The 12,618-nt window shown below is 36.8% G+C and carries 9 protein-coding genes; 5 read left to right on the top strand and 4 right to left on the bottom strand.

Annotated elements, in window-relative coordinates; translation table 11 throughout:
• Positions 1-39 precede the first annotated feature (39 nt).
• The 5 genes from HXT55_RS00655 (at position 40) to trxB (ending at position 8,592) form a co-directional block, all read left to right on the top strand.
• Positions 40-804: an NUDIX domain-containing protein gene (locus tag HXT55_RS00655; RefSeq protein ID WP_004114048.1), complete on the top strand. Its 765-nt coding sequence runs from the start codon at positions 40-42 to the stop codon at positions 802-804.
• Positions 797-3,220, top strand: coding sequence for a DUF6049 family protein (locus HXT55_RS00650; RefSeq protein WP_101886665.1), 2,424 nt, complete (start codon positions 797-799; stop codon positions 3,218-3,220). Before HXT55_RS00655 ends, HXT55_RS00650 begins: the two co-directional genes overlap by 8 nt.
• Positions 3,217-5,004: a murein biosynthesis integral membrane protein MurJ gene (gene murJ, locus HXT55_RS00645; RefSeq protein WP_192381869.1), complete on the top strand. Its 1,788-nt coding sequence runs from the start codon at positions 3,217-3,219 to the stop codon at positions 5,002-5,004. Before HXT55_RS00650 ends, murJ begins: the two co-directional genes overlap by 4 nt.
• A 125-nt stretch (positions 5,005-5,129) precedes the next feature.
• Positions 5,130-7,613 carry a kinase gene (locus HXT55_RS00640; RefSeq protein WP_192381867.1) on the top strand — a complete coding sequence of 828 codons (2,484 nt, stop codon included), beginning with the start codon at positions 5,130-5,132 and terminating at the stop codon, positions 7,611-7,613.
• A 37-nt stretch (positions 7,614-7,650) separates the two neighbouring features.
• Positions 7,651-8,592: a thioredoxin-disulfide reductase gene (trxB, locus tag HXT55_RS00635; RefSeq protein ID WP_192381865.1), complete on the top strand. Its 942-nt coding sequence runs from the start codon at positions 7,651-7,653 to the stop codon at positions 8,590-8,592.
• A gap of 95 nt (positions 8,593-8,687) precedes the next feature.
• Here the strand turns inward: trxB and HXT55_RS00630 are convergent, their stop codons facing one another.
• From HXT55_RS00630 to HXT55_RS00615, 4 genes are all read right to left on the bottom strand, one after another.
• Positions 8,688-9,968 carry a ParB/RepB/Spo0J family partition protein gene (locus HXT55_RS00630; RefSeq protein WP_004114043.1) on the bottom strand — a complete coding sequence of 427 codons (1,281 nt, stop codon included), beginning with the start codon at positions 9,966-9,968 and terminating at the stop codon, positions 8,688-8,690.
• Positions 9,968-10,918, bottom strand: coding sequence for a ParA family protein (locus tag HXT55_RS00625; protein WP_174160350.1), 951 nt, complete (start codon positions 10,916-10,918; stop codon positions 9,968-9,970). The genes HXT55_RS00630 and HXT55_RS00625 overlap by 1 nt, the downstream gene beginning before the upstream one ends.
• Positions 10,919-11,216: 298 nt before the next feature.
• Positions 11,217-11,927, bottom strand: a complete 711-nt coding sequence (gene rsmG, locus HXT55_RS00620; protein ID WP_004114039.1) for a 16S rRNA (guanine(527)-N(7))-methyltransferase RsmG — start codon at positions 11,925-11,927, stop codon at positions 11,217-11,219.
• A gap of 116 nt (positions 11,928-12,043) precedes the next feature.
• Entirely contained in the window at positions 12,044-12,601 is a 558-nt protein-coding gene (locus HXT55_RS00615; protein WP_004120222.1) for a protein jag, read from the bottom strand.
• Positions 12,602-12,618: the final 17 nt, after the last annotated feature.

Here is a 12,618-nt window from a genome sequence, read left to right as displayed (position 1 = left end):
GTTACCCCAATGCACAGCGGATTGAGTAAGGTGGAGTGTATGGTTACCCCAGCAGACTTAAGACGCATGCTCGCCAGAGCCTCGGATAATCATGCCCAAAATACGCCAGATATTCGAGTTACACCACTTGATATCGCTAGGATGAAAAGCAAAATACAGCCTCAACAGGCAGAAGAAGACGAGTCAATTTTCGTTGATATTTCAAGCTTTTCGAGCGATTATCACGTTGAAAATATTCATGTTGATATAACGGAATCTCGCCAACAAATAACATCATTAGAGGCACCTTCTCCAGCTTTAATGCCTCAGAGGAGAGTTAACGACGGTCCTAAAACTTTTGCCTCTTTAGATGCTCAAGACTTACCTATTGTGAGAGAATATTCCGCTGGAGGACTAGTTTTTGACACCCTTGGGCGTGTCGCGATTATAGCTCGTCATTCAAGAAGTGGGCATATGGAATGGTGCTTGCCGAAGGGTCATATAGAAAAAGGCGAAACTCCTCAGCAAACAGCTGTTAGGGAAATTCATGAGGAAACTGGAATTCTTGGAGAAGTAGTGGATTCTATTGCTACTATTGACTACTGGTTTACTGGAACAAGTCAACGTGTGCATAAGCTAGTTCATCATTTTGCTTTGAAATATGTTAGTGGAGAACTATCTGTTCTTGGAGATCCAGACCATGAGGCAGAAGATGCAATTTGGGTGGATTTCAAAGAGCTTAATGATGTTTTAAGCTATCCTAATGAACGCAAGATAGCGTGGATGTACGCTAAAAAGGCAAATAGGCGGTCTAATCGTGATTAATGTGATTGATTTTGCAAACAACCAATTACGGGAGTTACAAAAAGTCACTAATAAAATCGCCCGTAAAATGTTTTATTTTAAAAATCCTATTCAATTTTGTTTTAAATTTAGTATTACTTTAATTCTTGTAGTACTTTTGCTTGCTATTACACCGCTTTATTGTGTTTCAAATACAGCTTTTGCTTACGAATCATCGCAGAATACAAGCCATTTATCTAACGTTAATCAAGCTTCTGTAAAATATTACGAATCTTATAATTCCAAGGATAAGGGTATTTCTTTACAAATAGTTAAATCAACTTCAATTCTTACAGATAAAAGCGGATACCATATAACCATTTTGGTTAAAAATACTGGTTCTCAAGATTTTCCAGATGGAAAAATTCAGGTTGCATTTAACCCTTGGTACACGTTTATGTCTAGGACTGATTTGCAAAAATGGAGTCAAGCCGAGTCCAGAATCCCTACTCCTCAGCTAATTGGCGAAGTTAGCGTTCCAGCTCTTGCTCGTGGCAAATCTTATAACGCGCAAATTGATGTTGACTCAAACAGCCCTAATCTTTCTAACATCCTTTATTGGGGACCAAAGCCTCTTTCTGTAACGTATTCTTCATCGGATTTTAAGCATTATTCTTCTGTAAAATCGTTTGTAACACGAGCAAATATTGGCGTTAAAAACATACAAACACCTCCGATTAATGTCACATTGCTTATTCCTATAGTCGCTAAAGCATCTGACTGGCGTTATGAAATTAACAAGCAGAATATTTCTCCTTCGATGAATATTCCACCTAGCGAATCTAATATTGTTTCTAAAGAGGAATCTAAAGCAGATACTAAAAAAGAAAATTCGGACAAAACTAACACAAAAACGGTTGCTGGCGACTCTTCCCAAGTAAGCAAAGATTTAAACCAATTTAAAGACAATAGAAAAATAAGGTTAAGCAAAAAGAGCATAAAGCATATTGCTTCTTTGATATCTCTTGCACAAAAGCATCCTCGATTACAAACGATAGCAGATTTAAATACTCTTAAATCTTCTGGAATTAGCTTCACTCCTTCTGCATTTATGCAAAATAACGGTTTTGACATAAGTAAATATGCTGAAACAAGTAATTCTTCTTACTACCAATCATCTGGGATTGACGCTGAGTCTTGGAGTGAAGAATCGTCAATTCCAAAAGATCATACAGGTAAAGCGCCAAAATTCGAGTCATACGCTTTTCAAACAGGCGGAAAATGGACCTTAAAGGCACTAGAACAGGCTAAAAGCAATGGTTATAAGACCGTTGTGGCAACAAACGGATTTGATGCTTTAGCGCACCGTTTTGCAGTTAAGAATGGCGTGTATGACGTTCAGACTTCTTTTGGAAACGTAAAAGTGCTTTCCTCGCAAGAAACTCTTAGTGATTTGGCAAACGAAAAACCAACAAGTAGTAGGTCAACTGGCGAAAACACTAATGCTGGAAAACTAAACAGGATTATTGCTCAAAGCGCGTTTTATCAGATGGAACAACCGTATTCTTCAAGACACTTGCTTATAACATTCCACCAAGATACGCCATCTTCTTATATCGATTCTGTTATAAGCAATTTGGAAAAATCTCCGTGGATTTCCCTGCTAGATTTAAGATCTTTATCTAACGCAAAATCTTTTTCTAAAGAATATCTTGGGTACAATCCAGTTCCTAAAGATAGTGCGATATCAAACGAATCTATAATCAATAGAAAGTCAATTCTAAATCAACTATCTTCAGATAGAGAAAACATTAAACAGTTCATAAGTGATATTCTTGACCACGGTGAATTAAATAATCATCACGTTAATGAGTCAGATGTTCAATCTCTTGCAAAACAAAACGCAAAACTGAAAATTAACCAGAACAGCAATATTTGGAGTAAGAATCTTCTTAAACTTTTTGATGCTATGGCTCAACGAGAAGTAAATGATAGTAGACCAAATAATGTTGATTCTAAAGGCACTCATAATCTATCCAAAATTTTAATTTCTGGAATACATATTATTCCTCCAAAAGATGTAACGCTTGTAAGCGAAACAGCAACAATGCCGATTACGATCAGCAATACTAATCCATACCCTGTTAGCGTATATCTTACTTCTTACACTAATTCAATGGAGATAGTAACTCCTAGAAAAACTCCAGTTAAGATTGCTGCAAATAGTGAAACACAAATTATTCTGCCACTTAGATCTACAACTTCTAGTAAAGCTAGAGCAATTTTCGGACTAGAAGATAGAAGCCATCGCGCTTTCTACAATCATAAAGAAACAATGATTACAAGCACGCTGCAAATCAGCGATAAAAGCGGTACGATTATTATAATATTTGCCTTCGCGCTTGGAATTTTAGGGCTTTGGAGGCAGTTCCACCGTAAAAAGGATCCAGACGAATGAATTCAGTAGGCCGCAACTCAATCATAATGGCAAGCGGCACGGCAGCTTCAAGAATAACTGGTCAGGTTAGAACTATATTACTTGCTGCAGCCCTTGGCACTACAGGTCTAGCAGCTAATGCATATCAGGCTGGGTCCATGATCCCTCAGCTTATTTACACTCTTGTGTCTGGTGGAATTTTCAATGCTGTTTTAGTCCCACAAATCGTTAAAACTCTGGAAAAACAAGATGCAAAAGATAGGTTAAATAAGCTTATAACCTTTGCGATTATTCTGCTTTTAGGCGTAACCGCTTTAATGGCAATTGCCACACCTGTTTTAACATGGCTCTATGTTGGATCAAACCAATCCATGATTGCTCTTACTAACGCTTTTACGTTATGGTGTATGCCTCAAATATTTTTCTATGGACTTTACACCGTGCTCGGTCAAGTTTTAGCCGCAAAAGGCAAGTTTGCAATGTATGCGTGGAGTTCCGTTGCAGCAAATATCGTCAGTTGCGTGGGCTTCGGCGTTTTTATTGCAATTTTTGGCAGAGCAAGCAGGCAGCCAGTGGGTTTTTGGAACAACACTACTATGCTTCTTACTGCAGGATTTTGGACTTTGGGTGTTGCAGCTCAGGCGCTTGTTTTATTTATTCCTCTTAGAAAAATCGGATTAAAATACAAACCAAGTTTCGGCATTAGCGGCATTGGTTTGCGTTCAATGGGCCCTGTTGCAGCATGGAGTTTTGCAATAGTGGCTGTTAGTCAGATTTCTACAATGGCAACTACTCACATAACTACAAGCGCTCCTTCTGTAGCAGAAAAAACGTTGGGGTTAAGTCAATTTGATGTTGCTGGAAATGCTACTTTTCAAAACGCATACACAATGTTTATTCTTCCTTATTCGCTTATCGCTGTGTCGGTTGCTACCGCTGTTTTCCCTAAAATTTCTAGATCAATAACAAACCATGATTTATCAACAGTTCGTGCAGATTTAAGCTCTTGTCTTAGAAATGTAAGCATTTTAATGTGCTTCTTTAGTGTTGCTTTTATTGTGATTCCAATGCCTATATCTTTGGCTCTTTTACCTTCAATCAGCATAAAAGAAGCGTATCTTATGGCAAATCCGCTTATGATGCTTTCGCTTGGATTGCCTTTATCTAGCGCATATTTGATTATTCAACGCACATTCTACGCTTTTGAAGATGGCAAACATCCGTTTATGTTTTGTGCAGCACAATTATTTGTGGAGCTTATTATTGTATTTTCTTGCATACAATTCCTTCCGCCAAACTATTGGGTTACCGCTTTAGCTGCAGCCGCATCTTTTAGTTATATTCTCACTTTTCCTTCGCTTGTTAAAATGATTAGATCTCGTTTTAACAACGATTTAGACGATAAGCAGCTTGTTATTACGCATCTAAAGGTGCTTGCAGCTTCTATAGTATCTATTCTTGTTGGAATTTTGTTTAGAGAATTTATTTACAAATGGATTTCTTTAGATTCATCAAACCTCCATGGTGTTAGTCGTTGGTTGCTTGCGATTTTTGTTTGTGCAATTATCACCATTATTTTGGCGATTATTTACATATCTATCTTGTTACTTTTAAGAACGAGTGAACTGGCAGGTCTTATTAATCCAATTCTTAGAAGAATCGGTGTAAAACTGCCATTTTTGTTGAATCTTGAAAACATCAATAAAAGCAAGTTAAATAATAAACAGACTAATCATAGTGAAAATAATAAGAATGCACATACTAGGATTATTAGATCGAAAATAAATCAACACAGTGAGCGATAATTAAATCAAGATAATTAAATGCAGTAACTCAGGGCGTTTCACTAGATTCTACAGTTACAATAATTTGTGGGATTTATTATGTAACGCATTATTATTCATTACTCATGTAGGAAGACGGGGAGTAGATGAAACCTCAGTTGGGAGATATTATACTTGATCGCTACGCTTTAGTATCACCTTTGCGCGAAGAAGCGGGTCTTCAAGCATGGCATGCTAGCGATCGTATACTTGCTCGCGATTGTCAGCTTTTTATAGTACGTGATTCTCGTTTTCTTCCAGAAGTCAACACTATATCTTCTACTCTTGCTCTGTCTAGAATACGCAAATTTACGCCAGTTTTGAAGCTTCATCATATAGATGATGTCGCTATTATTATAACCGAGCTGGATTCTGGAGTAACTTTAAGCGATTATATGAAGCTACATAGTTCAACACTTAGCTATGAAGCAATACGTTCCATAGTTGCAGAAACAGCTAATGCGCTTAGTAAACTGTTAGCAGATGGAATAACACACTATGCTATTTCTACGAATACCGTAAGGCTTACTGATTCTGGAGTAGAACTGGCAGATGCTCCGATAAGCCCTCTTTTAAAAGATGTGACTATTGAAGATGAAAAGCCAAAAAAGTCAGCAGAAGATGGGGAGTCTGCTGTAGAGTCTGCCGACGAAGGTTCAGGTAACGATTTTAACCATCCTAAAGCTCAAAATAAGAGCATAGAAAATATTGCTACGCATCAACTTTCAGCATTGCTATATGCTCTACTAACTAGAACAAATTACACTCAGAATAATTCTGTATTTAATCTTTCTAGGCTTACAGATGGAGTGCCTAGTGAATTTTCTATGATTTGTAGAAGAGGACTTTCTTCTACAGAAGATTCCAATATTATACCTATGGCATCAATAGGAGAGCTATTAGCATTACTTGGATCTTATACTCCTGTTAGAAAACTTTCTGATAAAGATATTATTTTTGATAAAACTACAAGTAAAGCCTCCGTTCAAAATGCGTTATTGCTTCCAGAAGACGATAAAAATCTTCTTGATTTTCCAGAAGGATTAGCTCAAAATGAGGACTTGCTCGAAAATAAATTATCAGAACAGGAGTCCAATAACAGTCTTGACTCTGTTGAGAAACTAGATGATAGTAAACAGGGTAAATCCAATAAAAATGCTGGTTTTACAGGCGGATTGTCTGCAGCAGGAGCTGGTTTAAAAAATGCTGGAAGAACTATAGGAGCATTAAGTGCTCTTCTTAAAAGAAACAATAAGAACGATTTAGATAATAATTCAGATTCTTCTACAGAAACTGACTCTACTGGAACAGATTATGACTTCCACGATATTGCTGCCGCAGAAATGGCTAACATTTTAGCACCTACGGAACTTGATGCAGATGATTCTATATTCCACAACCTATCTTCCACATACACAAGTTTTCCTAGTTATTCAGAAAGCAAGTCTTCTGATGCGTTAAATAATGAAGAAGCAGAAAAATATAACAATATAGAAAACGAATCAGATTCTAAAAACGATTATTCACAAAAAGATAATTTAGCTTCCCCATTAATGCCTAGAAGATTTGATTTTGAAGACCTTCTCACAGATAACACTAAACACACTGAGCTGATGTCTAGACCACAAAGTTTACCTTTGGAAGCAGAATCAACAGGTAGGGTTCCAGTTGTAGATAGTAATGGGCGTTTTATTGCTCCTGGAGAAGAATCTGCACGCGCTTTGCGTGAAGAAGAGTTGGAAAATGGTGACTATGAAGATTATGATGGCGGTTCTTTAAAGTCATCTTATTCTTCAATGCCTCCTAGTTTCCAGCCTCATGAGCGTCAGGAATCTCTGGAGTCCAAAAAGAATTCTGGGCAGAATGGCGTGGATATAGCAGACGCAAAAATTTTTGGCGGTATTTCAACAAAGGTTCTTGCAATCAGTGTTGTTGCAATATTGGTTGTAGTGGTATTCGCATTATCTTTGCATAGTCTTTTTAATTCTCATGATGCTCCTTCTAGTTTTACAAAATCTAACTCGTGGGATTCTCAAAGCGTAGAAAATGTTCCTTTTGGAAGTCAAGGTGTTCTTCCAGAAGATAAAAGTGATTCGTCTAAGAATAAAGCAAAATCTGATTCCAATGCTGTTTCTAAGGCTGATGCAAACGCAAAGAAAGACAAATTAAATAAAGAAAACAAATCAAATAAAAGTAAGCATAAAAAACTTAATAAGAGTAAGAAGGTAAAGCAGGTTCCAAAACCTAAAATGCCTACTAACACTACGCCTTATCCTATAGATGTACAACAATTCTTGGATTACACGGCTAACCAGAGAGGTTATGGCTATTACATGCATTTGGCTCAACCTCAAGAAGCATATCGTTTTGTTGTTTCAATTCGTTCTTCTGGAGGACATGGTTATTTGATTGCGAATTCTAAAAATGATCCTAGTGCTGGAGATAAAGTTGCTGATTTTACCTTTGATGCCAGTGGTGTAACAGATGTAAAGTTCAAAAAAACTATTACGGCACAAGACTTTATTTTGTGGGTTCCAGAGGACTCTATGCCTCAAAACAGCCTATACATTAATTACGTAAAAATTTACTAAATTTTATTAAGATTATTGAGAATATTAGGAATATTTTATGGAAAAACTAAACAAAAAAGTAATAATTATTGGCTCTGGCCCTGCGGGTTATACTGCGGCATTGTATTTAGCACGCGCAGGCTACACTCCTTTGGTCATTGCTGGAGCATTAACTCCTGGTGGACAACTCATGAACACTACAGAGGTTGAAAATTATCCAGGATTTGTAGATGGAATACTTGGACCAGATTTAATGGAAGCTATGCACAAGCAAGCAGAAAAATTTGGAGCACAAATTATATTAAACGATGTTGTGTCTGTAGATTTTAAGGACGATTTGAAGACAGTTACAACAGACGATGGAGAAACTTATACAGCAAATGCAGTAATCATTTCTACAGGCTCGCAAGTGCGAAAATTGGGGGTTCCTGGAGAGCAAGAATACTCTGGACGAGGTGTTTCATATTGTGCAACTTGTGATGGATTCTTCTTTAGAGGAAAACCAATCGTTGTAGTTGGCGGAGGCGATTCAGCTTTTGAAGAGGCATTGTTCCTAACTAGATTTGGTTCTTCTGTAACATTGATTCATAGGCGCGATTCATTCCGTGCTTCTAAAATCATGATTGATAGAGCTCGCAAAAATGAGAAGATTAAATTTGTTTTAAACTCTGTTGTTCAATCAATAAATGGTTCCAATGAAGATGCTCAGTCTGTAACTGTAAAAAATGTTGTAACTGGAGAAACTCAAGATATTGAAGCATCTGGTATTTTCGTTGCTATTGGTCATCTACCATCAACCTCATTCTTAAATAACTCTATAGCTCTTAACGAAGATGGAACTATTTCAGTACAGGGTGCATCTACTAAAACATCTATTCCTGGTGTCTTTGCTGCAGGAGATGTGGTAGATAGCGTTTATAGGCAAGCAATATCTGCAGCAGGAATGGGCTGCCGCGCTGCTCTTGATGCTCAAGCTTATTTAAATGATTTAAGCGAATAATAAATTATGTTCCACGTGAAACAAAAAGCTTCAATGAATTACTTTTAAAGTAATTCATTGAAGCTTTTCAGTTTGTATTATGTTAATTTATGTTGCTAATCTTTTTTGTTTACTAAAATGTCAAAAATCCTTTGCATTTCTTCTGGAGATGAAAATACAATTTCGATTCTTCCATGGTTTTCTGTGCCCTTAATTGCAACTTTTGTAGAAAATATATTCTCAAGTTGTTTTCTAATAGGAGAATGCGCCCACTTATTATTTCTTTGAACCCTATTTCTCTTAGAAGACTCATCACTATTGTCTACTCTAATAGACACAATCTCTTCAGTACTTCTAACAGATAAGCCTTCTGCAATTATTCGTTTTGCCAATGATTCCATTTCTTCAGATGTAGGCAAAGCAAGAAGTGCGCGAGCATGACCTGCAGAAAGAACACCAGATGCAACATGCTTTTGCACGCTAGCTGGAAGATTTAACAGACGTAAAGTGTTTGCTATTTGCGGACGTGATTTAGACACAGATTTTGAGAGTTGAACCTGTGTTAATCCAAAATCATCAATCATCTGAGCATACGCTGCAGCTTCTTCTAAAGGATTTAAAGCAACTCTGTGCAGATTCTCCAAAAGAGCATCTCTAAGCATATTCTCATCAGAAGTTGTTCTAACAATTGCTGGAACTTTTTTAAGACCAGCTAATTGAGTTGCTCTCCATCTGCGCTCACCCATTATTAATTCATAATGAGCATTATGCGTATCCTCTTGATCTACGTTATTAATTTTTCGCACAACAATAGGCTGCAAAACTCCAACTTCTTTGATTGATGCAGCTAATTCTTGAAGCTCTTCTTCATCAAAAATCGTACGCGGCTGGTGAGCATTTGGAACAATATCAGTTGGATCTAAATATGCTAAATAGCCGCCTTCAACAGGTTTTAATTCTTTATTTTCCGCGTTGTGTTTTTCATCAATTGTTTTATTAAAGATTTTCTTTTCTTCAGTTTTTTGTTTTGAAGACACAAACGTTTTAGACGCAGAATCACCAAAGAAAAAGTCAATTGGTCTAGTTACATCGTCAATTGATGGCATAGAAGATCGCTTTGACGAATGCTTATTTTTATTAGCAATCGGCGGCACTGTTTCACGTGAAACGGTGGTTTTTTGAACATTATTTTGACCTTCATGTGGAGAAATTGCTTTATCAATACTAGGAACTTTAGTTTCACGTGAAACATCGTTAAAAACATCTTTTTGTATTAATGTTTCATGTGAAACATTTTCATTATTTTTTGCCTCAGCATTAACAAGAGCATTTTCCCCAGGTAGTGCAGGAAATAGCGCCCCTAACCCTTTACCTAAACGAGATTTAGTTGTACTCATTATGCATTACCCTCTCTTTTAGCGTCAATTACAGCTAAAATAGCATCAGACTTATTTGCTATCTCTAACGCAGCTTCCCTATACGACACTGCTCCAGTTCCGTGTGGATCATAAGTTATAACACTTTGATTAAAACTTGGTGCTTCTGGTATTTTGACAGTTCTTGGAATGGTAGTATTTAGAACAATATTTGGATAATGGTTTTTAACTTCTTGAAACACTTCTCTACCAAGAAGAGTTCGCTTATCAAACATCGTTACTAACATTGTTGAAACAACCAGCGTAGGATTGTAATGTTGTTGCACTAATCCAATTGTCCTAATGAGTTGTCCTAATCCTTCTAGTGCATAATATTCAGCTTGAATTGGTATTAGCATTTCATGAGCAGCACACATCGCGTTAATTACCAAAAGACCTAGAGATGGTGGACAATCAATAAACACATAATCGTAGTGCTCATTATTATTGCCAAGAAACTCATTAACAGCATTTTTAAGAAGATTATTTCGATCTTCCATCTGCGCAACTTCTAGTTCTGCTCCACTTAAATCAATAGAAGCAGGAACAACATCAAGTCCTTCAATATCTGGGCAAGTTTTCTTTACTTCAGCAATAGTTTTTCTTCCCTCGATAACATCATAAACAGAGGGATCTGCTGAAGAATGAGGTATATTCATAGCTGTGGAAGCATTACCCTGAGGGTCCATGTCAATCAACAAAACTTTTGAACCACCAATAGCCATAGCTGCAGATAAATTTACAGCCGAACTGGTTTTGCCAACACCACCCTTTTGATTCGCAACAGCAATAAATCGCGTTTCTTTAGGCTTAGGAAAAACTACCCCATCAATGGCATGAAATCGGCTTGATATATTAGCCAATTCACTACCTAAGGAAGATCCAGAATCTCCAAAAATACGCTTAATCGTATCTTCAGCTGACTCCACCATAACTTCATCCACCCCCGACCACCTATGGGAAAATTACCATAATTTAACCAATTTAAACCTTAGTATTTTCAAGTTTCGTTTCTTCTATGGACATAAAACACAGCAAAAAGAGCACAAGTTTCACGTGAAACACGTGCTAAATATAAAGGAAAATGACGAAAGATAGAAAACAAAATAAACTATATTATACGTATTTTATACAAACATTTTTACATAAAAATATTTGTTTCACGTAAAACACTGGAAGATTAAAGTTTCACGTGAAACGAATTATTTTATATGTAATTAATAATATGAATTATGCTTTGTCAACTAATACAACAGTCGTAGATTGAAGACCATTTGCAACAGGAGCATCAACAACCCTAGGATTCACACCCTTCGCTTTTTTGATCATTTTTGCGGCTTTCTCAATTTCAGCCTGCGCAGATTTCCCCTTTAACGCAATCAGTTGACCATGTGTATTTAATAGAGGAATAGTCCACCCTGCTAGTTTTGTCATAGGTGCTACAGCTCTACACGTTACAACGTCAAACGGTGATATATCATGAGATTTTATTTTTTCAATAATTTCATCTGATCTTCCGTGAAAAATAGTGACATTGTCTAATCCCATAAGTTCTACACATTCTTTTAGCCAAAGAACGCGTCTTTCCATAGGTTCAATTAATGTTACATCACAATCAGGCAAACATGCTGCTATAACAATACCAGGGAATCCACCACCACTTCCTACATCTGCTATAGATTTTTTCTTAGACTTTTTAATAGCTTCCTTAATAAAAGGAACAACAGCTGCAGAATTTAATATATGTCTTTCCCAGAGAATACTCATATCTCTAGGTCCAACTAACCCTCTCAGCAAGCCCTCTTTTTGAAGTTTCACGTGAAACATCTTACATTTATCAAGAGCATCACCTAAAACTTCGCTTAGTAATGGTGAATTTTCTAATTCATCAATTGTCTCTTGAGTATTATCGTTATTATCTTTATTTAAATTTTCTTCCATACTTCCCCGCGCTTATCAAATAAAAAGTAACACAATAAAACATTTTTTGTTTCATTGTGTTACTTTTATAGTGTTTCAACAGGCTTATGCAATCGTAAAAATTGCAAAATCTTAAATCAGTCTTCTATATACTCTTCATCTACATCAGCAGATATATCATCAAGATCTTCGTCTTCAACTGCACTTACAGGCATATAAACGGTTACATAACGATGTGGTTCTTCTCCATGAGACCTAGAACGCAAACCCTCATCTCGCACAGTGTCATGAATTACTTTACGTTCAAATGAATTCATCGGCTTCAATTCAACTGGATCCCCAGTCTCACGAACCTCATCAACAGCATCCAAAGCAATATCACGCAAATGCTGACGCTTACGCTTAAGGAATCCATCAACATCAACAATTAAATGAGATCTCTCACCAGTTTTTTGTTGAATAGCTAATCGGCTAAGCTGCTGCAATGCGTCAACAACTTCTCCATCCCTGCCAATCAAATGCTTAATATCGGAATCATCATCCGCAACAATCTGAATCATCGGTCTATTGTTACGAACACCCATTTCAATATCGCCCTCATAATCAGCAATATCTAGAAGTCCTTCTAAGTAATCGGCAGCTATATCAGCTTCCTCATTGAGCTGGTCAATGCTTCTAGTTTCGTCTTGCGCCATTTACATACTCCTTAATT

Origin of the sequence: Gardnerella sp. KA00718 (genome assembly GCF_049244285.1) — a bacterium.
Classification (GTDB): Bacteria; Actinomycetota; Actinomycetes; order Actinomycetales; family Bifidobacteriaceae; genus Bifidobacterium; species Bifidobacterium vaginale.
The sequence above is the reverse complement of the archived record's forward strand: the minus strand, read 5'-3'. Positions and strand labels throughout refer to the sequence as shown.